Annotated in this window: 22 protein-coding genes and 2 tRNA genes; 18 read left to right on the forward strand and 6 right to left on the reverse strand. The window is 65.5% G+C overall.

Features of this window, described 5'->3' with window-relative positions; all coding sequences use genetic code 11:
• Both pcm and HUJ28_08775 read right to left on the reverse strand, forming a co-directional pair.
• Positions 1 to 516: protein-L-isoaspartate O-methyltransferase (gene pcm / locus HUJ28_08770; protein ID MBD3619554.1), on the reverse strand; the 516-nt coding region annotated here is incomplete at its 3' end.
• Positions 498 to 1,106 carry a phosphoribosyltransferase gene (locus tag HUJ28_08775; protein ID MBD3619555.1) on the reverse strand — a complete coding sequence of 203 codons (609 nt, stop codon included), beginning with the start codon at positions 1,104 to 1,106 and terminating at the stop codon, positions 498 to 500. The genes HUJ28_08775 and pcm, both read right to left, overlap by 19 nt.
• Positions 1,107 to 1,248: 142 nt before the next feature.
• On the opposite strand from HUJ28_08775, the gene HUJ28_08780 reads away from it, so the two are divergent.
• From HUJ28_08780 to HUJ28_08840, 13 genes are all read left to right on the forward strand, one after another.
• Complete coding sequence (locus HUJ28_08780; protein MBD3619556.1) at positions 1,249 to 1,566, forward strand: PilZ domain-containing protein; 318 nt, start codon at positions 1,249 to 1,251, stop codon at positions 1,564 to 1,566.
• Positions 1,567 to 1,589: 23 nt separating this feature from the next.
• Entirely contained in the window at positions 1,590 to 2,069 is a 480-nt protein-coding gene (locus tag HUJ28_08785; protein ID MBD3619557.1) for a nicotinamide-nucleotide amidohydrolase family protein, read from the forward strand.
• Positions 2,053 to 2,595 (forward strand): RNA 2',3'-cyclic phosphodiesterase, encoded by a 543-nt coding sequence (gene thpR / locus HUJ28_08790; protein ID MBD3619558.1) that lies wholly within the window; start codon positions 2,053 to 2,055, stop codon positions 2,593 to 2,595. Before HUJ28_08785 ends, thpR begins: the two co-directional genes overlap by 17 nt.
• Positions 2,596 to 2,708: 113 nt before the next feature.
• Complete coding sequence (gene recA / locus HUJ28_08795) at positions 2,709 to 3,746, forward strand: recombinase RecA (GenBank protein MBD3619559.1); 1,038 nt, start codon at positions 2,709 to 2,711, stop codon at positions 3,744 to 3,746.
• Positions 3,730 to 4,185, forward strand: coding sequence for a regulatory protein RecX (locus tag HUJ28_08800; GenBank protein MBD3619560.1), 456 nt, complete (start codon positions 3,730 to 3,732; stop codon positions 4,183 to 4,185). The genes recA and HUJ28_08800 overlap by 17 nt, the downstream gene beginning before the upstream one ends.
• A 69-nt stretch (positions 4,186 to 4,254) precedes the next feature.
• Positions 4,255 to 6,876: an alanine--tRNA ligase gene (gene alaS, locus HUJ28_08805; protein ID MBD3619561.1), complete on the forward strand. Its 2,622-nt coding sequence runs from the start codon at positions 4,255 to 4,257 to the stop codon at positions 6,874 to 6,876.
• Positions 6,877 to 6,999: 123 nt separating this feature from the next.
• Positions 7,000 to 8,235, forward strand: a complete 1,236-nt coding sequence (locus HUJ28_08810) for an aspartate kinase (GenBank protein ID MBD3619562.1) — start codon at positions 7,000 to 7,002, stop codon at positions 8,233 to 8,235.
• A gap of 284 nt (positions 8,236 to 8,519) precedes the next feature.
• Positions 8,520 to 8,717 carry a carbon storage regulator CsrA gene (gene csrA, locus HUJ28_08815; GenBank protein ID MBD3619563.1) on the forward strand — a complete coding sequence of 66 codons (198 nt, stop codon included), beginning with the start codon at positions 8,520 to 8,522 and terminating at the stop codon, positions 8,715 to 8,717.
• 143 nt (positions 8,718 to 8,860) lie between these two features.
• Positions 8,861 to 8,950: transfer RNA gene (locus tag HUJ28_08820), tRNA-Ser, on the forward strand.
• 555 nt (positions 8,951 to 9,505) lie between these two features.
• Positions 9,506 to 9,582: transfer RNA gene (locus HUJ28_08825), tRNA-Arg, on the forward strand.
• 687 nt (positions 9,583 to 10,269) lie between these two features.
• Positions 10,270 to 10,827, forward strand: coding sequence for a TMEM165/GDT1 family protein (locus HUJ28_08830; GenBank protein MBD3619564.1), 558 nt, complete (start codon positions 10,270 to 10,272; stop codon positions 10,825 to 10,827).
• 141 nt (positions 10,828 to 10,968) lie between these two features.
• The gene (locus tag HUJ28_08835; protein MBD3619565.1) at positions 10,969 to 11,331 is read left to right on the forward strand and encodes a DMT family protein; all 363 of its coding nucleotides are present in this window, start codon (positions 10,969 to 10,971) and stop codon (positions 11,329 to 11,331) included.
• 84 nt (positions 11,332 to 11,415) lie between these two features.
• Positions 11,416 to 12,489, forward strand: coding sequence for a putative zinc-binding peptidase (locus HUJ28_08840; GenBank protein MBD3619566.1), 1,074 nt, complete (start codon positions 11,416 to 11,418; stop codon positions 12,487 to 12,489).
• Positions 12,490 to 12,752: 263 nt separating this feature from the next.
• Here the strand turns inward: HUJ28_08840 and HUJ28_08845 are convergent, their stop codons facing one another.
• Entirely contained in the window at positions 12,753 to 13,493 is a 741-nt protein-coding gene (locus HUJ28_08845; GenBank protein ID MBD3619567.1) for a proteasome-type protease, read from the reverse strand.
• 110 nt (positions 13,494 to 13,603) lie between these two features.
• On the opposite strand from HUJ28_08845, the gene HUJ28_08850 reads away from it, so the two are divergent.
• The 3 genes from HUJ28_08850 (at position 13,604) to HUJ28_08860 (ending at position 16,779) form a co-directional block, all read left to right on the forward strand.
• Complete coding sequence (locus HUJ28_08850) at positions 13,604 to 15,076, forward strand: circularly permuted type 2 ATP-grasp protein (protein ID MBD3619568.1); 1,473 nt, start codon at positions 13,604 to 13,606, stop codon at positions 15,074 to 15,076.
• A 2-nt stretch (positions 15,077 to 15,078) separates the two neighbouring features.
• The gene (locus HUJ28_08855; GenBank protein MBD3619569.1) at positions 15,079 to 15,999 is read left to right on the forward strand and encodes an alpha-E domain-containing protein; all 921 of its coding nucleotides are present in this window, start codon (positions 15,079 to 15,081) and stop codon (positions 15,997 to 15,999) included.
• A 93-nt stretch (positions 16,000 to 16,092) separates the two neighbouring features.
• The gene (locus tag HUJ28_08860) at positions 16,093 to 16,779 is read left to right on the forward strand and encodes an OmpA family protein (protein MBD3619570.1); all 687 of its coding nucleotides are present in this window, start codon (positions 16,093 to 16,095) and stop codon (positions 16,777 to 16,779) included.
• Between the two features lie 162 nt (positions 16,780 to 16,941).
• On the opposite strand, the gene HUJ28_08865 is transcribed toward HUJ28_08860, so the two are convergent.
• The 3 genes from HUJ28_08865 to HUJ28_08875 all read right to left on the reverse strand — a co-directional run bounded on the left by HUJ28_08865 (position 16,942) and on the right by HUJ28_08875 (position 18,466).
• Positions 16,942 to 17,274 (reverse strand): Hpt domain-containing protein, encoded by a 333-nt coding sequence (locus HUJ28_08865; GenBank protein MBD3619571.1) that lies wholly within the window; start codon positions 17,272 to 17,274, stop codon positions 16,942 to 16,944.
• The gene (locus tag HUJ28_08870; protein MBD3619572.1) at positions 17,267 to 17,656 is read right to left on the reverse strand and encodes a response regulator; all 390 of its coding nucleotides are present in this window, start codon (positions 17,654 to 17,656) and stop codon (positions 17,267 to 17,269) included. The genes HUJ28_08865 and HUJ28_08870 overlap by 8 nt, the downstream gene beginning before the upstream one ends.
• A gap of 123 nt (positions 17,657 to 17,779) precedes the next feature.
• Positions 17,780 to 18,466 (reverse strand): response regulator transcription factor, encoded by a 687-nt coding sequence (locus HUJ28_08875; GenBank protein MBD3619573.1) that lies wholly within the window; start codon positions 18,464 to 18,466, stop codon positions 17,780 to 17,782.
• A 230-nt stretch (positions 18,467 to 18,696) separates the two neighbouring features.
• Here HUJ28_08875 and HUJ28_08880 point away from each other — a divergent pair, with 230 nt between their 5' ends.
• Both HUJ28_08880 and HUJ28_08885 read left to right on the forward strand, forming a co-directional pair.
• Complete coding sequence (locus tag HUJ28_08880) at positions 18,697 to 18,993, forward strand: hypothetical protein (protein ID MBD3619574.1); 297 nt, start codon at positions 18,697 to 18,699, stop codon at positions 18,991 to 18,993.
• Positions 18,994 to 19,019: 26 nt separating this feature from the next.
• Positions 19,020 to 20,105, forward strand: coding sequence for an FHA domain-containing protein (locus HUJ28_08885; protein MBD3619575.1), 1,086 nt, complete (start codon positions 19,020 to 19,022; stop codon positions 20,103 to 20,105).
• The last annotated feature ends 52 nt before the right edge of the window (positions 20,106 to 20,157 follow it).

Below are 20,157 nucleotides of genomic sequence, written 5' to 3' on the forward strand. Positions count from 1 at the left end.
GGCGGCGGCGGTGACGATGATGGCGTCGAAGGGGGCGGCCTCGGGCCAGCCGGCGTGGCCGTCGGCATGGCGTATCTGCACGTTGGTGTAGCCCATGTCGGCGAGGCGTTCGCGGGCGGACGCGGCGAGCTCGCGGATCACTTCCACGCTGTAGACCTCGGCCGCCAGTTCGGCGAGCACGGCGGTCTGGTAGCCGGAGCCCGTGCCGATCTCGAGCACCCGCGCCTCGGGCGTGAGCGACAGGAGTTCGGTCATCAGCGCCACGATATAGGGCTGGGAGATGGTCTGGGCATGGCCGATGGGCAGGGGATGGTTGCCATAGGCCAGCCGCCGCTCCTCCTCGGGCACGAAGGTCTCGCGCGGGACCCGGCGCAGTGCCTCGAGGGTGCGCCCGGAGAGGCCGTCCAGCCCCGTGTAGTCGGCCGTCAGGCGCATCTCGGTCTCGATCTCGGCGAGCAGGCGCTCCAGGGCCGTGGTGGTTTCCGCCGGGCCGGGGCTCACTGGGTCTCCTCCCATGCCTGCATGAGCGAGAGGATGCGCTCGGTCTCCGCCGCATCCAGCGTCAGCCCGTAGTCCTCGGCGAGCCGCCGCCGCACGGTCGCGTTGTCGTCCGGCGGCGGCTGCATGCGGCGCACGAAGCCGCCGATGTCCTCCACCCGGGCCCAGGGATAGATGATCCAGCGCCATTCCAGCACCTCGGCGGCGTGGTAGTCGGCGTGTACCGGCGAGGTGGCCTTTTCGTGCAGGACGGCCGTGCGCACCTCGGCGGGCGCCGCTTCGAGCAGGTGCTCGCGCGCCATCACCAGGGTGTCGCCGGTGTCGTTGACGTCGTCCACCACCAGCACCCGCAGGCCCGCGATGTCGGCGGCCAGGGGATACTTCACCCAGGCGCGGGCCTCCTTCTGCGCCCCGGCACCGTAGTGCTGCACCTTGATGCTGGTCATGTCGCGGATGCCGAGGAAGTCGCAGACGAAGCGTGCGGGGGCGAAACCGCCGCGGGCGATGGCCACCACCAGGTCCGGCCGGTAGCCGGAGTCGCGCACCTGGCAGGCGAGCTGGTAGCTCAGGTCGTACACGGCCTGCAGGGTGACCAGTTCGCAGTGCATCGTCGCCGGCATGGGGTGTCCTCGCGGGTTTCTTCCTGTGTAGCACAGTGGGGCGGACCCCGGATTGACGCGGATCAGCCGGCGAGGCTTGTCTGGGGGCGGGGGCTCTGTTAACTAGGGGTATCCCATGAAGGAGGCGCGCATGATCCCCGACTACGAAGAAAAACGCAGTTTTCCGCGCATGACCCTCAACTGCGAGGCCACCCTGAGCGACCCGGCCTCGGGCGAGACCTTTCGCACCATGGTCTTGAACCTCAGCGGCGGCGGGGCCCTGTTCAACGCCGAGCACGCCTTCCGCCCGGGCATGCTGCTGGACCTGCGCGTGGATGCGGCCCTGCCCGGACGCCCGCCCTTCGAGGCGCGCATCAAGGTGATCCGCTGTGAGGCCCGCGACCGCGGTGGGTTCCAGGTCGCCTCCCGCATCGAGGAGGTCCACGCGTCACCGGAGCCCGATGCGTGAGCGGTCATGACCCTCTTGCCGGACTGGCGTCCCTGGCCGAGGCCGCCGGCACCGTGCTGCAGCGCACCGGGCGGGTGGTCGTGACCGCCGAGTCCTGCACCGGTGGCTGGGTGGCCAAGCTGCTCACGGACATCGGCGGCAGCTCGGCCTGGTTCGACCGCGGCTTCGTGACCTACAGCAACGCGGCCAAGCAGGAGATGCTGGGCGTGCCGGAAGCGACCCTGACGGCATACGGGGCGGTGAGCGCGGCCACGGTCTGCGCCATGGCCGAGGGTGCGCTGGCGCACAGCAGGGGCGACCTCGCCGTCGCCATCTCGGGCATCGCCGGGCCCACCGGCGGCAGTGCGGAAAAGCCGGTGGGGACAGTGTGGCTGGCCTGGGCGCGGCGCGGCGCGGCGGCCGAGGCGAAGCACTGTCTCTTTGCCGGCGACCGCGAGGCAGTGCGCGCACAGGCCGCCGCCGAGGCCCTGCGGGGATTGATGGCCCGTGCCGGAGACGCCTGAGCAATCCCCGCGACAGCGCCTGTTCTTCGCGCTGTGGCCGGACGGGCGCACGCGCGAGGCCCTGGCCGGCCTGCAGGCCGCGCTGCCGGTGCGGGGCGGGCGCCCCATGCGGGTCGAGAACATCCACCTCACCCTGGCCTTTGTCGGCGAGACCGATGCGGATACGCGCGACTGCCTGATCCGTCAGGCCGGTTCGCTCAGGCTGTCGCCGCTGCGCTTTCGTATCGAACGGCTGGGGTACTTTCCCCGTCCGCGGGTGCTCTGGGCCGGCCCACGCCAGACGCCCGAGGCGCTGGCCGGGCTGGTGGCCGCGCTCAATGCCGCGCTCGCCCCCTGCGGCTATGTGCCGGAGGCCCGGCCCTTCCGCGCCCACGTCACCCTGTTCCGCAAGGTGGTGCGGGCGCCGCGACCCCTGGCCTTCGAGCCCATCGAGTGGCCGGTGACCGACCTCTGCCTGGTCGAATCCGTGCCGGAGGCGGGCGGGGTGCGCTATGCCGTGATCGCGCGGTTTCCGCTGACGGGCTAAGGCCCTGCATCGAGCCGGGAAATGACCGCGGGCTTTTTACGCCTCGGGGTTTTTTGTGGGATAATCGCCGGTTCCTGAAGACAACGCACACAGACGCAGAGGACGGGGTGACCGTGGACGACAACCGCAAGAAGGCGCTGGCCGCCGCGCTCGGCCAGATCGAGAGGCAGTTCGGCAAGGGTTCGGTCATGCGCATGGGCGATGCCGAGGCCGTGCGCAACGTGGAGGCCATCTCCACCGGCTCCCTGGCCCTGGATATCGCGCTGGGCATCGGCGGCCTGCCGCGCGGCCGCGTGGTCGAGATCTACGGTCCGGAGTCCTCGGGCAAGACCACCCTCACCCTGCAGGTGATCGCCGAGGCACAGAAGCTGGGCGGCACCTGCGCCTTCGTCGACGCCGAGCACGCGCTCGACCCGGGCTATGCCCAGAAACTCGGCGTGGATGTGGACGACCTGCTGGTCTCACAGCCCGATACCGGCGAGCAGGCCCTGGAGATCGCCGACATGCTGGTGCGCTCCGGCGCCGTGGACGTGGTGGTGGTCGACTCCGTGGCCGCGCTGACGCCCAAGGCCGAGATCGAGGGCGAGATGGGCGACTCCCATGTCGGCCTGCAGGCCCGCCTGATGTCGCAGGCCCTGCGCAAGCTCACCGCCAACATCAAGCGTTCCAATACGCTGGTGATCTTCATCAACCAGATCCGCATGAAGATCGGCGTCATGTTCGGCAGCCCCGAGACCACCACCGGCGGCAACGCGCTCAAGTTCTATGCCTCGGTGCGCCTGGACATCCGCCGCATCGGCTCCATCAAGAAGGGCGACGAGGTGGTCGGCAACGAGACCCGCGTCAAGGTGGTCAAGAACAAGATGGCCCCGCCCTTCAAGCAGGCCGAGTTCGAGATCCTCTACGGCGAGGGTATCTCCCGCGAAGGCGAGATCATCGAGCTGGGCGTGAAGGAAGGCATCGTCGACAAGGCAGGCGCCTGGTACAGCTACAACGGCGACCGCATCGGCCAGGGCAAGGACAACGTGCGCAACTTCCTGAAGGAAAACCCGGCAATGGCGCAGGACATCGAGCGCCAGCTGCGCGAGAAGCTGCTGCCACAGAAGGCCGCGCCCGCCGCCGAGGAGAACGAGGCTGAAGCCGAGGCCTGAGCGCGGCTGCCGCGACGCGGCCATCGACCTGCTGGCCCGTCGGGAACACGCGCGCCGCGAGCTGCACTTCAAGCTCGCCCAGCGCGGCTTCGAGGACGCGGAGATCGTCGCCGTGCTGGATGCGCTCGAGGCCGAGCGCCTGCTCAGCGACGAACGCTACGCCGAGGCGTATGTCCATTCGCGCGAGTCGCGTGGCTTCGGTCCGCTGCGTATCCGCGCCGAGCTCCGGGAGCGGGGGGTGGACGCCGCACTGGTGGAACGCTACCTCGAACAGGACCGCGAACTCGTCGAGGCGCGCGCCCGCGAGGAGCACCGCAAGAAGTATGGAAGCCGATCCCCCGAGAGTTACAGCGAACGCGCCCGCCAGGCGCGTTTTCTGCAGGGGCGCGGCTTTCCCAGTGATGTGATCTGGCGCGTCGTGGGCGGGTCGGAGGAATAATGGCAGCGGCCCGGGGATCGCCCGGGGCCGCTGGTGAGACTGATTGCAATCGTGAGTGTCTGAGTGTTTATGACCAGTAGTGCCGAACTTCGCTCGCAGTTTCTTGCCTTCTTCGAGGGCAAGGGCCATGCCGTGGTGCCCTCCAGCCCGCTGGTGCCGGCCAACGACCCGACCCTGCTGTTCACCAACGCGGGCATGGTCCAGTTCAAGGACGTGTTCCTCGGCCGCGAGAGCCGCGACTATAGCCGTGCGGTGAGCTCGCAGCGCTGCGTGCGCGCCGGCGGCAAGCACAACGACCTGGAGAACGTCGGCTACACCGCGCGCCACCACACCTTCTTCGAGATGCTGGGCAACTTCAGCTTCGGCGACTACTTCAAGCGCGATGCCATCCACTACGCCTGGGAACTGCTCACCGAGGTCTACCGGATCCCGGCGGAGAAGCTGTGGGTGACGGTCTACGCGACCGACGACGAGGCCTACGATATCTGGGTGCAGGAGGTCGGCGTACCGCTGGATCGCATCACCCGTATCGGCGACAAGGCCGACGGCAGCTCCGACAACTTCTGGCAGATGGGCGACACCGGCCCCTGCGGCCCCTGCACCGAGATCTTCTACGATCACGGCCCCGCGGTCGCCGGCGGCCCGCCCGGCACACCGGAAGAGGACGGCGATCGCTACATCGAGATCTGGAACCTCGTGTTCATGCAGTACGATCGCGACAAGGACGGCAACCTCAACCCGCTGCCCAAGCCCTCGGTCGACACCGGCATGGGCCTGGAACGCCTGGCCGCCGTGATGCAGGGCGTGCACAGCAACTACCAGATCGACCTGTTCCAGCACCTGATCCGGGCCATCGCCGAGCTGGCCGGCGTCAAGGACCTGGAGAAGCCGTCGCTCAAGGTCATCGCCGACCACATCCGCTCCTGCAGCTTTCTCATCACCGATGGCGTGCTGCCCTCCAACGAGGGCCGCGGCTACGTGCTGCGGCGCATCATTCGCCGCGCCGCGCGTCACGGCCACCAGCTCGGGCTCACCCAGCCGTTCTTCCATCGGCTGGTACAGCCGCTGGTCGAACAGATGGGCGAGGCCTATCCGGAGCTGGCGAAGGCGCAGGCCCAGGTCGAGCGCGTGCTGAAGCAGGAAGAGGAGCGCTTCAACGAGACCCTGGAGCAGGGCCTGAAGATCCTCGAGGACGACATCGCCGGCATGTCCGGCAAGGTGATCCCGGGTGAGACGGTGTTCAGACTGTACGACACCTACGGCTTCCCGGTGGACCTGACCAACGACATCGCGCGCGAGCGTGGCCTCGACCTCGACATGGCGGGCTTCGAGCGCGAGATGGAGGCGCAGCGCAGCCGTGCCCGTGCCGCCAGCCAGTTCGCCGAGGACTACAGCAAGGCTGCGCAGGTGGACGCCGAGACGCAGTTCACCGGCTACGACCGCCTGGAGGATGCGGGCCGGGTGGTGGCCCTGCTCAAGGGCGGCCAGCCGGCCGAGGCCCTGGGTGCGGGCGAGGAGGGCATCGTGGTGCTCGACCGCAGCCCCTTCTACGCCGAGTCCGGCGGCCAGGTGGGCGATACCGGCGAGCTTTCAGCCGACGGCCTGCGCTTCGTGGTCACCGACACGCAGAAGCAGGGCAAGGCCTGGCTGCACATCGGCCGCGTGGTCGAGGGCAGCGTGGCCAAGGGTGCGACCGTCACCGCCCGTGTGGACGGCGCGCGCCGCGAGGCCATCAAGCTCAATCATTCCGCCACCCACCTGATGCATGCCGCGCTGCGCCAGGTGCTCGGCGAGCACGTGCAACAGAAGGGCTCGCTGGTCACCCCCGAGCGCCTGCGTTTCGATTTCTCGCACTTCGAGCCGGTCACGCGCGAACAGCTGGCCGAGGTGGAGCGCATCGTCAACGCCGAGATCCGCGCCAACCAGGATGCCTCTGCCGCCGAGATGTCCATGGACGAGGCCCTGGCGGCCGGGGCGCTTGCCCTGTTCGGCGAGAAGTACGGTGAGCGCGTGCGTGTGCTCAAGATCGGCTTCTCCACCGAGCTTTGCGGCGGTACGCATGTGAACCGTGTGGGCGACATCGGGCTGTTCAAGATCGTGAGCGAGTCGGGGGTGGCCTCCGGCGTGCGCCGCATCGAGGCGGTGACCGGCGAGAACGCCCTGCGCTGGATCGACGGGCAGGCCGAGCGTCTGGACCGCGTGGCCGCCCTGGTGAAGGGGAGCCGCAGCGATGCCGACGAGAAGGTCGAGCAGCTCGTGGAGCGCGCCCGCACCCTGGAAAAGGAACTCGAGCGCCTCAAGGGCAAGCTCGCCTCGCAGGCCGGCGGGGACCTCGCTGCCCAGGCCGTGGACATCGACGGCATCAAGGTGCTGGCTGCGAAGCTTGAGGGCGCCGACGTGAAGACCCTGCGCGACACCCTAGACCAGCTGAAGAACAAGCTCCAGCATGCCGCCATCGTGCTCGCCGCCGTGGACGGCGATCGCGTGAGCCTGGTGGCCGGCGTGACCAAGGACGAGACCGGCCGCATCAAGGCGGGCGATCTCGTGAACGTCGTCGCCCAGCAGGTGGGCGGCAAGGGCGGTGGCCGTCCCGACATGGCCCAGGCCGGCGGCAAGGACCCGGCGGCCCTGGACAGGGCGCTCAAGGCCGTGCCTGCCTGGGTGCAGGACCAGCTGAGCCGTGGGGGCTGAGCGCCCGGCACATGCCGTCTGCCCGCCCGCCCAAGCCCTCGCACGCGGCCGCCATGATCGCCGGCGGCCTTTAAGTGTTTGTTTGTTTAGTGTTTAATTACCCCCTTTTCGACACGGACCCCTATGGCCCTCATCGTTCATAAATACGGCGGAACCTCGGTCGGTACCATCGACCGCATCCAGAACGTCGCCGCGCGCATCGTCAGGGCGCGCGAGGCGGGCGACGACATCGTGGTCGTCGTCTCCGCCATGTCGGGCGAGACCAATCGCCTGATCGACCTGGCCCACGGCATCGATCCGCGTGCCGCCGGCCGCGAACTCGACGTGCTGCTGTCCACCGGCGAGCAGGTCACCATCGCGCTGCTCGCCATGGCGCTGGAAAAGGCCGGCTGCCCGGCGCGCTCCTACACGGGCGCCCAGGTACACATCCTCACCGACAGCGCCCACAACAAGGCGCGCATCCGCGACATCGACGACAGCCGCATGCGGCGTGACCTCGATGCTGGTCGCGTCGTGGTGGTCGCCGGCTTCCAGGGTGTGGACGAGCACGGCAACATCACCACCCTCGGCCGCGGCGGCTCCGATACCACGGCCGTGGCCCTGGCCGCCGCCCTCAAGGCCGACGAGTGCCAGATCTACACCGACGTCGACGGCGTCTACACCACCGACCCGCGGGTGGTCTCCAAGGCCCGTCGCCTGGACCGCATCACCTTCGAGGAAATGCTGGAAATGGCCAGCCTCGGTTCCAAGGTGCTGCAGATACGCTCGGTGGAATTCGCGGGCAAGTACAACGTGCCGCTGCGCGTACTCTCCAGTTTCGAAGAGTCGGGCCCCGGCACACTGATTACGTTCGAGGACGAGACAATGGAACAGGCGCTGATTTCGGGTATCGCATTCAACCGCGACGAGGCCCAGCTCACGGTCTCCGGCGTGCCGGACCAGCCGGGTGTGGCCTACAAGATCCTCAGTGCGGTCTCCGACCTCAATGTCGAAGTCGACATGATCGTGCAGAACGTCGGTGCCGACGACATGACCGATTTCACCTTCACCGTGCACCGAAACGACTACGAAAAATCGCTCGAGGCCCTCAGGGGGATCGCCGGCGAGATCGGTGCGCGCGAGGTGTCGGGTGACACCCGCATCGTCAAGGTCTCGCTGGTGGGCGTCGGCATGCGCTCGCACGCCGGCATCGCCAGCAAGATGTTCGAGGTGCTGGGCAAGGAAGGGATCAACATCCGCATGATCTCCACTTCCGAGATCAAGATCTCCGTGGTGATCGACGAAAAGTACCTGGAACTGGCCGTGCGCGCCCTGCACGACGCCTTCGAACTGGAGAAGGAACCGGCCGCCAAGGCCTGAATGGCCCCTGCATGGCCAAATGTAGCAAGTTTGTAAAACCTGTATCGGGCTGGCTCACATCCAGCCCGATATTTTTTACACTATAAGAAACAAAAATAAGCATAAATAACCAAGGCCCGCCCATGAGCGGTCGCCACTGCTAGCAAAGGGAAGATACCCGCAGAGCCGGGTTACCAGGGGCCGGGAAGGAAAGCTCCCGGAAACGAGCCAGGCAACGGATCGAGGCACATGGATCGGCCGTTTGCCCGGCACAAGGTGATTGAAGCAAAGCAGGAGATAGGACAATGCTTATTTTGACTCGTCGTGTTGGCGAAACCCTCATGATCGGTGACGAGGTCTCCGTGACCGTGCTGGGCGTCAAGGGCAACCAGGTGCGCATCGGCATCAACGCCCCCAAGGACGTCTCGGTACACCGGGAAGAGATCTACGAGCGCATCCAGCGCGAAAACGACACCCCCGGAGCCGCTGGCGGCAACCAGTAAGCGCCAGCAGTGAAAAAGGGGTGGCAACACCCCTTTTTCATGCCCGAACACCCCGATTTCCCCCTTCATCCCTTTGATTTTCCCACCCCGCCCGGGTATCCTTGCACCTCGCTGAAACTGGCACAGCGCCAGTCCTCAGACCCGGAGAGATGGCCGAGTGGCTGAAGGCGCACCCCTGCTAAGGGTGTATAGGGGAAACTCTATCGAGGGTTCGAATCCCTCTCTCTCCGCCATATAAATAGAAAGGGGCCCCCGGTTTTGGGGGCCCCTTTCTATTTATCAGGACACAGGTATTCGAACCCTCGATAGATAGACAAGATGGTTCGACCGCCGAGCGAAGCGAGGTGACGGCGACCAACGGGAGCCCATCCCTCTCTCGGCAACCGCTCCTGCGTTGCTCTACCTCCTGCTTCCATGCAGTCGTCTCCGCCATATAAACAGAAAAGGGGCCCCGGTTTTTGGGGCCCCTTTTCTGTTTATCAGGACAGCCAGGGCTTCGAACCCTCGATAGATTAAAAAGTCTGGTTCGATCACCCGGGCGGTAGCCCGGGGGACGGGGAGCGCCAGCGACCCAATCCCTCTCTCGGCAACTGCTCCTGCGTTGCTCTCGACAATTGCTCCTGCATTGTTCTACCTTCGCCCATCCATGGGCTCGTACCTCCTGCTTCCATGCAGTCGTCTCCGCCATATAAACAAGAAGGGCCCCTCGATAGACAGCCAGGATGTCGATTCGACGGCTGCCCCCCTTGACGCCTCCGGCCGATCCCCTCATAATTCGCAACCTTCAAGCGCCCGTAGCTCAGCTGGATAGAGTACCTGGCTACGAACCAGGCGGTCGCACGTTCGAATCGTGCCGGGCGCGCCATACAAGAAAGGCCCTCCACTGGAGGGCCTTTTTGCGTCCGGTACGGTTCGAACGTGCGACATGGACAAAGCCACGTTCGACGAGCGAGCGAAGCCGCGAGAATGGCGGAGCGCCAGCGACGCCAGTCCCGCCGGGGTGAGCGCAGCGAATAATCGTGCCGGGCGCGCCATATCCCAAGCCCTCCCCGTGTGGAGGGCTTTTTTGTGCCCGGCGCGGTTCGAATGTGCGGCCGCATCATCGTGCGCCGTTCTGGATTCCGGCTTTCGCCGGAATGACGAAAGAGACGGCGGCGTGATGGATTTTCCGTCATCCCTGCGAAAGCAGGGATCCAGTCTCGAAGCCACCCACGTTAGACACTCCCGCTGGCCCAGGTGGCCCCGCCCGTTCTGAATCCTGGCCGCTGTTCAGGGATGAGTGACGAAATAACCGGGCGATCTCTGACGATGCGTTCGCGTCGCTGCGCGCTCAACGGCGTACGCTGGACAGCCCTGATCGTGGTTCGTTACAATCCGTCCCGTCATTGGGGAGTAGCCGCCCGCGCAAAGCGGGGCCTGTATCAACAGACTTGGTCTTCGGGCCATGGTGCAGGCAGTCTCCGACCTGGCAAGACCTTTGACCATGCCGCCTCCGCGTTGGCCGGAGGGGTGGTGTGGTCATCGGTATGCATCCGGCCAGGGTATGTTTTCCATGGAAGCCTTTCTGATCTCCACCGGTATCGTCGCGCTCGCCGAGATCGGCGACAAGACGCAGCTGCTGTCCTTCGTGCTGGCGGCCAAGTTCCGCAGACCGGTCCCCATCATCCTCGGTATCCTGGTCGCCACGCTGGCGAACCATGCGCTGGCGGGCGGCGTCGGTGTCTGGCTCACGACACTGATCACGCCCGAGATCCTGCGCTGGGTGCTGGGCCTGTCCTTTCTCGCCATGGGGATATGGATGCTGATACCGGACAAGCTGGAGGACGAGGAGGACAGGCTGCTGCGTTTCGGCGTGTTCGGCGCCACGCTCATTGCCTTCTTCCTGGCCGAGATGGGGGACAAGACCCAGATTGCCACCATCGCGCTGGCGGCCCAGTACCAGACATTGATCTGGGTGGTGGTCGGGACCACGCTGGGGATGATGATCGCAAACGTTCCTGCCGTGCTGCTGGGCGAACGCATTGCCGGTCGCGTGCCGGTGAAGCTTGTGCATGGTGTCGCGGCCCTGGTCTTCGTGGTGCTGGGGCTGTTCACCCTGCTGGGCGGATGAGGCGATACCCGGGGCCAGGGCAGGCGGGACGGAGGCTTTCACCTCTACCCTGGCGGGGCTGGTGGTGGCAGGAGGGCCTGGCTGTTTGCCAGTCCCGGCGCTAGGATCTGGTCTCCTTCCCTTCGGTCGGTCGAGGCGCGCATGCAGCTCAATCCCGTGGTGCTCACGGCGTTGCTACTGATCTGCAGCAACGTGTTCATGACCTTTGCCTGGTATGCCCACCTGAAGGAGCTCAGCGGCAAGCCGTGGATCGTCGCCGCGCTGGTGAGCTGGGGCGTGGCACTGTTCGAGTACCTGTTCCAGGTGCCGGCCAACCGGATCGGCTATCAGGTGCTCAGCGTCGCCCAGCTGAAGATGCTGCAGGAAGTGATCACCCTGTCGGTGTTCGTGCCGTTTGCGCTCTTCTACCTGAAGGAGCCCCTGAAGCTGGATTATCTATGGGCCGCCCTCTGCCTGATGGGTGCGGTATTCTTCATGTTCCGGGGAAAGGTGTTGCCGGCCTGAGGTATTCGCCTTGATTGCATGGGGCAGGGACGATACTGTCGGGAGTCGCTACAACCATGCTGTCCGGCAGGGGGTACAGGTACGTTGAAAACCTTTCGCTGCGAATGCGGCAATACGCTGTTCTTCGAGAACAGCCAGTGCTTGGCCTGTGGCCGCGAGACCGGCTTCCTGCCGGACTCGCTCACACTGAGTGTGCTCGAACCGGTGGGCGGTGGCGTGTACCGCGCCCTGCCGGGAGGCGGCCGGTATCGACATTGCGGCAATCACCTGGATCACGATGTCTGTAACTGGATGGTGCCGCAGGACGATTCTGAACGCCTGTGCCGCTCCTGTCGTCTCAACGCGGTGATCCCGAATCTCGCCGAGCCGCGCAATCACGTGCTCTGGTTCCGCACCGAGCAGGCCAAGCGACGCCTGTTGTATGGGTTGTTCCACCTGGGGCTGGATGTGCGCGGCAAGCGGGTGGATCCCCGGCAGGGGCTGGCCTTCCGTTTCATGGAGGATGCCGCCCACGATGCCGAGTTCAGCAACGCGATCACCGAGGCGCAACGGGTACTGACCGGGCATGTCGATGGCACGATCACCATCAACATTCTCGAGGCCGAACCGAGTGCACGTGAGGCCATGCGCGAGCAGATGAACGAGGAATACCGGACCCTGCTCGGACACTTCCGGCATGAGAGCGGGCATTACTACTGGCGGCTGCTGCTGAATGACGTGCCACGGCGGGAGGCGTTCCGCGAACTGTTCGGTGACGAGCGCGAAGACTACAAGCAGGCTTTGAAACGCTATTACGCCGAAGGTCCGTCACCCGGCTGGGAGGCGCGCCACGTGAGTGCTTACGCCAGCGCGCATCCCTGGGAGGACTGGGCGGAAAGCTGGGCGCATTACCTGCACATGGTCGACACCATCGAGACGGCAGAGGATCTCGGCTTCCATTTCGCCGACGCCTCGCCTCGGACGGGTGGTCCCGTGGATTTCGACATCCTGCTCGACGACTGGAGCCGCCTGAGCCTCGCGCTCAACATGCTCAACCGCAGCATGGGCCTGCCCGATGCCTATCCCTTCGTGGTGGCCGGCCTGGCCGCCGACAAGATCCGTTTCATCCACGAGCTGGTCAAGGCGGCGGGTGGGGCGTCACCGGGACTGCGCGCATAGCCCGGTTGATCGCGCCTCGCGGCACTCCTACGACGCCTTGGGTTAATCCGTAGGTGCAATGCCGAAGCCGGAGCGAGAGTGCCGATCCCGATCGCGCCTGGCGGGCGCTCCTACGGGTGCCGGTGTCCGGATGTAGGCGCTGCGTTTATGCCCTCTGGGTGCAAGCTGCGATGCCCGTGCTTGGCCGACGTGCCATTCCTGATCGCGCCTTGCGGCGCTCCTGCAGTGCTGGCCATGATTGAGGCCGGGGCAATAACGCGTCCCTACCGGTCCTTCTCCCAGTCGAACTTCGGCAGGCGTTTGAAGGCGCGCTGCAGGCCGTCGTTCCAGCTCTTTTGCAGGGACTTGTAGAAGGGCGAGGCGAGTTTCAGGTTCATGTAGCGTGGCTCGTCGAGGCTGTCGGTGGCGTAGATCGCCAGTTCGAAGGGCGGGCCGACGGTGACATTGGAACGCATGGTGGAGTCTTCCGAGACCAGGGCGCAGCGGGCGGCGTCTTCCAGGCTGGTGTCGGGGGTGATGATGCGATCCAGGATCGGTTTGCCGTACTTGTTTTCGCCGATCTGCAGGTAGGGGGTCTCGGGCGAGGCACTGACGTAGTTGCCCTGCGGGTAGACGAGATAGATCTCCGGGTCGCGTCCGGCGATCTGGCCACCGACGATGAAGCTCGCCTCCAGGCTGACGCGGGCCTTTTCACTGGCCGGGGCATGCTGGCGCTGCTCTTCCTGGCTCAGCTTGCCGACGTAGTGCGCGATCTCGTGCATGTAGTCGGCCTTGCACAGGTTGAAGGCGGCGTCTTCCTGTTCCAGGTCGCGGTTGATCAGGTTGATCACCGCCTGGGTGGTGGCGAGATTGCCGGCCGAGAGAATGGTGCAGACGCGGTCGCCGGGCCAGTTGAAGCCGAACATCTTGCTGTAGGTGCTGACATAGTCGACGCCCGCGTTGGTGCGTGAGTCGGAGGCGAACACCAGGCCCTTGTTGACCTTGATGGCGAGGCAGTACGTCATGGTTTTCTTGCCCGGTAAGCGGCTGTCCGGACGACGGCCGGGATGCAAAACGGTTGGGATCGGCGTATGGTGAATGCACACCCATACGCGAGGGGATGGTAGCACGATCCATGACGATTCGTTGGGGTAGCTACAAGGTCAGGGGCATCTACGACGAGCTGATCCGCGCCGCGGGGCGGCCGCGTCCGGAGTCGAAGGCGCTGGCCGATTATCTGCGCGGCCTGTCCGATCAGGACATCGAGGAATACAAGGCCGCCGCCGAGCTGGCCATCCATGTCATGGGCATTACCTTCACCGTCTACACGGAGGAGGAGGGCACCATCGACCGGGCCTGGCCGTTCGACATCATACCCCGCATCATCGCCAAGGCCGAGTGGGACCGGGTCGAGGCGGGTCTCAAGCAACGCGTCCGTGCGCTGAATCTCTTCATCGACGATCTCTACCACGATCAGCAGGTGGTCAAGGACGGCGTCTTCCCCGCCGAGCTGCTGAAAGACTCCAAGAATTTCCGCCCACAGTGCATGGGTATCGACCCACCGAACGGGGTCTGGGCCCATATCTGCGGCTCGGATCTGGTGCGTGACAAGGACGGGCAGTTCTACGTGCTGGAAGACAATCTGCGGGTGCCCTCGGGGGTGTCCTACATGCTCGAGAACCGGCAGGTGATGAAGCGCGTCTTCCCCGAGCTGTTCGGCCAGTACAGTATACGTCCGGTGGATGATTACCCCTCCCAGCTCTACGACATGCTGGCCTCGCTCGCACCGCGCGAGATCGACCAGCCGGAGATCGTGGTGCTCACGCCCGGGGTGTACAACTCCGCCTATTTCGAGCACGCCTATCTCGCCCAGCAGATGGGGGCCGAGCTGGTGGAGGGCACGGACCTCGTGGTGGGCAGGGACGATTGCGTCTACATGCGTACCATCGAGGGCCTTTCCCGGGTGGACGTGATCTATCGCCGCATCGACGACCTGTTCCTGGATCCGGAGGCCTTCAACCCGGACTCGATGCTAGGCGTGCCGGGCCTGATGCGGGCCTGGAAGGCCGGCAACGTCGCCCTGGCCAATGCCCCGGGCGCGGGGGTGGCGGACGACAAGGTGGTGTATGCCTTCGTGCCGGAGATCATCGAATACTACCTGGGAGAGAAGCCGCTGCTGCCGAACGTGCCGACCTACAAGTGTGTCGACAAGGCCGACCGCGATTACGTGCTCGACAACCTCGACAAGCTGGTGGTGAAGCCGGCCAACGAGTCCGGCGGCTACGGCATGCTGATCGGGCCCCAGGCCACGCAAAAGGAACGCGAGACCTTCGTCCGCCTGATCCGCCGCGATCCGCGCAACTACATCGCCCAGCCCATGCTCACGCTCTCCACCGCGCCGACGCTGGTCGGCAACCGGGTCGAGCCGCGACACCTGGACCTGCGACCCTTCATTCTGAGCAGAGGCCTGAAGAGCGACCGCGACATCTCCGTGACCACCGGCGGGCTGACGCGCGTCGCCCTGCGCAAGGGCTCCACCGTGGTCAACTCCTCCCAGGGCGGGGGGAGCAAGGACACCTGGATCGTGGACGGGGAGGGCAGCGCATGACCATGCTCTCCCGCGTTGCCGAGAACATCTACTGGATGGCCCGTTACATCGAGCGGGCCGAGAATACCGCGCGCCTGGTGAACGTGAATGGCAACCTGCTGCTGGACCTGCCGCGTCATGTACGCCTGGGCTGGGAGCCGCTGCTGGACATCTCGGGGAGCCGTGAACTCTTTGCCGAGCATTACCACGAGCCGGACGAGCGCAGCGTGGTGCGTTTCATGGTGACCAACCAGAACAATCCCGGCTCGATCCTGAGTTCGCTCAACCAGGCCCGCGAGAATGCACGCACCATACGCGACATCATCCCGCGCGAGGCCTGGGAGCAGATCAACGAGCTCTACCTGCATGCCCGCGGCCAGGCGAATCGCGTGCTGTCGCGCAGTGGGCGCTTCGAGTATCTCCGGCACATCATCCTCGGCGCACAGACCATCACCGGCCTGCTGGCCGGCACCATGAACCACGACGAGGGCTACGATTTCCTGCGCATGGGGCGCAACCTCGAGCGTGCCGACATGACCACGCGTATCGTCGACGTGCGCTCGGCCACCCTGCTGTCCGAGACCCATGAGGACCTCACGCCCTTCGAGAATATCCAGTGGGTCGGCGTGCTGAAGTCGCTGACCGGCTACCAGATGTACCGCCGCACCACCCGCATCCGGGTGCGCCGCCCCGATGTGCTGCGGTTCCTGTTCCAGGAAGCGGTCTTCCCGCGCTCCGTGGCCCACGCCACCGGGGAGGTCGAGTCCTGTCTCTCGCACCTGCCGCTGAACGAAAAGCCGCTCAAGGCCATCGGCAGCCTGCGCCGCAAGGTGTTGCGTACAAAACCCGACGGCCTCAGGCAGGAGCACCTGCATGAGTTCATCGACGAACTCCAGGCCGGCCTGGCACGGGTACACAACAGCATCGCCGCCAGTTATTTCTGATACCCCGGCACATGATCCAGGACAGTCACAGGCTGGTCCTGATGCACTACACTCCCCTGCTATCCTCACGTCCGTACCCTGGAGCAACGAACAATGAAAACAAACAGGAAACGCATTCTGCAGGCAGCCATCACCGCCAGCTTCGCCACGGCCCTGCTGGCGCCGGGCCCGGCTGTCATGGCCTCCAGCGCCTATTGGTACGACAGTGACGGCGATCTCTGGCATAACACGCCGGGTGAATGCTGGCGCACCGGCACCTGGACGGCGGGCCAGGCCCTGCCGGAGTGCGATGGTGCTGAGGTTGCCGAGCCGGCACCGGCGCCGGCACCCCGTCCGGCGGCGCCGCGCGATTCCGACGGCGATGGCGTGATCGACAGTGCGGACGCCTGCCCGGGTACCCCGGCGGGGGTGCGTGTGGATGCCAGGGGCTGTGAGCTGCAGGAACGCATCAGCCTGGAAGGCGTCACCTTTGCCACCAACAGCGCCGTGCTGGATCCGACCTCGGTGCAGACCCTGGATGACGTGGTCACCACGCTGCGCCGTTACCCGGAGCTCAAGGTCGAGGTGCAGGGCCACACCGACTCCAGCGGCAACCGCGACTACAACATCAGCCTGTCCCAGCAGCGCGCCGATGCGGTCCGCATGTATCTCATCAACAAGGGGATCAACGCCTCGCGGCTCACGGCCCGTGGCTACGGCCCGGATCAGCCGGTGGCCAGCAATGAGACCGCCACCGGTCGCGCGCAGAACCGGCGCGTGGAGCTGGCGATCAGCGAGTGAGGGGGGCGTGAGGCGATAGACGACAGGCGAAAAGTCTGATCGCCACAGAGGTCACAGAGGGGAGTACAAGGCGATTCCTGCTCTGTGATCTTCTGTGGCAAGCCGAATCTATACGTGATGCCGCCACCACCGCCTGACGCCATAGGGCGGGCCATGCCCGCCTCACCCTTCAGCCTTCACCCCCTCCCCCAGCAGCCGAATCCGCTGTGTCAGCGCATCCAGATCGGCGTCGTCGAGGGTGGTCTGCTCGCCAAGGCGGGCGGCCATTTGCTCGGCCTCGCGGGCGAGGCGGCTGATCTCGTCCAGTCCGTAGCTGCCGGCGGAGCCGGTGAGGTTGTGCAGCTGGCGCTGCAGCGGTTCGAGGCTGTCGCGGTGCCCGCTGCGCAGTGCATCGAGCAGGCCGTCCAGTTCGGCGAGCCGCCCGGGAAGACGGGCCAGGTAGTCGGCATGCAGGGCGGCCAGGCGCTGCTGCAGTGCGTCCCCCCCGTCAGCCATGCAGCCTCGTCCAGATCGTGCGGATGGTGCCGGCCAGGGTCATGGGGTCGAAGGGTTTGGCGATCACGTCCACGGCCCCCATGGCCTTGTAGGTCTCCACTTCGCTGGTCTGCACCTTGGCCGTGATGAACACCACCGGGGTATCGGTGGCGCCGGTCTGGTTGCGCAGGGCCGTCAGGGTGGCGGGGCCGTCCATGTCGGGCATCATCACGTCGAGCAGGATGAGGTCGGGGTCGAACTGGTCGACCCGGTCGAGCGCCTCGGCCCCGGAGCCGCAGATCTCCACGGTAAACCCGCCGACCGTCTCCAGGGCGATGCGGCCGATCGTCTGGATGTCGGGCTCGTCCTCCACGTAGAGGATGCGCTGGAAATCGGTGTGCATGAGAACCTCGATCAGGGCGTGCAGGGCGCCTGAACGACGCCGTATGACGTTTTCCGCACTATACCATCGCCCCGGAGCGGCAAATGTAAAACAATGTAAGCGTTTCCGGGCCTCCGCCATGGCTCAGGCGAGCTGCTCCAGGCGGTAGCCGTAGCGGTATACCGAGGTCAGGCGCCAGCCGTTGTCCGGTTCGAGCTGCAGTTTCTTGCGTATGCGGCTGATGTGGGTGTCGACGGTGCGGGTGTTGAATTCCGGGCCACGCTGCCAGACGTTTTCCAGGATATCGGTACGGGAAAGCACGTGGTTGGTGTTGCGAAAGAGGAAGGCGGCCAGCTCGAATTCCGTGCCTGTCACCCGGATCTCCTGGCCAAGCCGGGTGATCCGGCGATGGCTGAAGTCGATGCTGTAGTCGCCATAGGTGAGCACGTCGTGATGGGAGGTGCCGGCCTCCAGCCGCCGGCCCAGGGCGTTGATGCGCGCCACCAGTTCCTTGTGTTTCAGGGGCTTGCTCATGTAGTCGTCGGCCCCGGTCTCCAGGGCCTGCACGATGTCTTCCTCCTCGTCACGCACGGTCACGAAGAGCACCGGGGTGGGCCATCCCATCTGTCGCCTCACCCAGTCGAGGATCTCGATCCCGCTGGTGTCCGGCAGCTCCCAGTCCAGGATGAAGAGGTCGAAGTCCGTCTCCTGTGTGTGCTGCCGGAAGGCGGCGCCGTTGGCGAAGGCCTGGCTGCTGTGTCCGGCCTCTTCGAGCCAGAGCGAGATCAGGTCCGACTGGTCCTTATCGTCCTCCAGAATCGCAATACGCACGCACTCCTCCTTGCTGGTTGCGCCCGGGGTAATCTACGCTGCCTGCGGGATGGCCGGGGCCGTGCAGGTGGTGTTCCCTGGCGTTGGCGCTGGCCTGAAAACAGCGTAACATTCTGTATTCCCGGAAGAAAGCACAGGGCTTCCGGCGCGGGTTCAGGGAGGGACGCGGCCAGTGGCCGCGCGTCGGGGCTATACTGGAAAAAGACGACCATCCCCCCGAGAAGAACTTAATGAGCAAGCGCCGGGACAAGACCGTCATCAATGATACCGATACGCGGCAGTCGACCACCGAGATCCGGGCGTCGATCCGGCGCGCCCTCGAGCAAATGCAGGCCTCCCAGGGTACCGGCGAGTTCCCCCTGCTGAAGGACCGGCGCAGCGGCGAAGACCGGCGAGGCTGGCAACCCATGCCAGCCCTGCCATTTACCGACAGCCACGGCGTCCTGGTGACCCGGGATCGTCGCCACATTCCTGACCGTCGCGTCAGCAATATCGACGTTTCCTGGAAAGACCGGGAAAAGGACTAGCCGCAACAGCGGGCACAGACGATTACATGGGCGTACTGGACGAACTCAAGCAGCGGGCCGAGCAGCTCAAGGCCGAGGAGGCGCGCGCCGCCGAGCAGCAGGCCGAGCGCCTGGCGCAGGCGCGCGACGTGCTCTCGCCGACCCTGGCGCGCCTGCATGCCTATCTCGCAGAGCTGGTGCAGCAGCTGGAGGTCGTGCAACCCAAGGTGCCGGTGGATTTTCGAATCCGTGATGTCGGCGTACTGGAGGGCCTGCTGCAGGGCGGTTACCGGGTCTCGCGTGACGGTGACGCGCAGAGTACACAGCGCGTCAGCTTCTCCTGTCTGCTGGAGAGCAGGCGCCATTACCGTTTCGAGCTGAGCATTCCCGGACAGGTCGACAACTGGCTCACGCAGTTACGCGCGCAGGGACTCAAGGTGGATCATGCGCAGGTACTGGAAGAGAACAGCATCGGTCACCGGGTCTGGATCAATATCGCGGGTCACGTACCGGTGCGCTTGCGCTTCGAGGCCGACATCGGCAACGAATCGATTCTGCTGCTGATCCAGAACTACGAAGAGATGGGCGAGTCCCGCCATCGCATCCGCCCGGAACAGATCGATGAGGCCTTTTTCGACGAACTTGGGCGCTACATCCTGCGCAAGCCCAACCGGTTTCTGAAGCTGGAGGTCCCGGCCGAGGTGCGAGACCGCTTACGGCGTCGCATCGAGGAGGACCAGAAACGCAAGCGTGACGAGCTGGGTGGGCCGGTGGGCGCACTCTCGGCGCGTATCCGGTCACTCTTCAAACGGCATTATGTCCTGCAACTGCGTCTGGGTGACAAGACCATCCGTACCGACGACCAGGCGGATGGTCTTGTGCTTGGTAGGGGTGACAACTGCGACCTGGTGGTGAATGCCAGCCATGTGTCCCGGCGTCATGCCCGCATCGAGTGGCGGATGGGGGACTTCGTACTCATCGACGAGAGCCGCAACGGCACCTATGTCACTACCCCCGAGCGGGAAAACGTCCATCTGCGCCGTGACGAGATCGTGCTCGTCGGCAGCGGCATCATCAGCCTCGGTGCGCCCATCGGCGCGGATAGCGAGCACCTGATCCACTATTCGGTCTGACAAGTCGCGTAGGAGCTGCGTTTATGCCCTCTGGGTGCGAGCTGCGATGCCC

The sequence above is a fragment of the Chromatiales bacterium genome, from assembly GCA_014762505.1.
GTDB lineage: Bacteria > Pseudomonadota > Gammaproteobacteria > SpSt-1174 > SpSt-1174 > SpSt-1174.

Excerpts from the sequence above, each read along its gene's own strand:
- csrA (MBD3619563.1), top strand. The coding sequence starts at position 8,520 with ATGCTTATTTTGACTCGTCGTGTTGGCGAAACCCTCATGATCGGTGAC.
- HUJ28_08845 (MBD3619567.1), bottom strand. The coding sequence starts at position 13,493 with ATGACGTACTGCCTCGCCATCAAGGTCAACAAGGGCCTGGTGTTCGCC.
- HUJ28_08775 (MBD3619555.1), bottom strand. The coding sequence starts at position 1,106 with ATGCACTGCGAACTGGTCACCCTGCAGGCCGTGTACGACCTGAGCTAC.
- HUJ28_08855 (MBD3619569.1), top strand. The coding sequence starts at position 15,079 with ATGCTCTCCCGCGTTGCCGAGAACATCTACTGGATGGCCCGTTACATC.
- HUJ28_08810 (MBD3619562.1), top strand. The coding sequence starts at position 7,000 with ATGGCCCTCATCGTTCATAAATACGGCGGAACCTCGGTCGGTACCATC.
- HUJ28_08835 (MBD3619565.1), top strand. The coding sequence starts at position 10,969 with ATGCAGCTCAATCCCGTGGTGCTCACGGCGTTGCTACTGATCTGCAGC.
- HUJ28_08865 (MBD3619571.1), bottom strand. The coding sequence starts at position 17,274 with ATGGCTGACGGGGGGGACGCACTGCAGCAGCGCCTGGCCGCCCTGCAT.
- HUJ28_08885 (MBD3619575.1), top strand. The coding sequence starts at position 19,020 with ATGGGCGTACTGGACGAACTCAAGCAGCGGGCCGAGCAGCTCAAGGCC.
- HUJ28_08830 (MBD3619564.1), top strand. The coding sequence starts at position 10,270 with ATGGAAGCCTTTCTGATCTCCACCGGTATCGTCGCGCTCGCCGAGATC.
- alaS (MBD3619561.1), top strand. The coding sequence starts at position 4,255 with ATGACCAGTAGTGCCGAACTTCGCTCGCAGTTTCTTGCCTTCTTCGAG.
- HUJ28_08860 (MBD3619570.1), top strand. The coding sequence starts at position 16,093 with ATGAAAACAAACAGGAAACGCATTCTGCAGGCAGCCATCACCGCCAGC.
- HUJ28_08780 (MBD3619556.1), top strand. The coding sequence starts at position 1,249 with ATGATCCCCGACTACGAAGAAAAACGCAGTTTTCCGCGCATGACCCTC.
- HUJ28_08880 (MBD3619574.1), top strand. The coding sequence starts at position 18,697 with ATGAGCAAGCGCCGGGACAAGACCGTCATCAATGATACCGATACGCGG.
- HUJ28_08850 (MBD3619568.1), top strand. The coding sequence starts at position 13,604 with ATGACGATTCGTTGGGGTAGCTACAAGGTCAGGGGCATCTACGACGAG.
- HUJ28_08870 (MBD3619572.1), bottom strand. The coding sequence starts at position 17,656 with ATGCACACCGATTTCCAGCGCATCCTCTACGTGGAGGACGAGCCCGAC.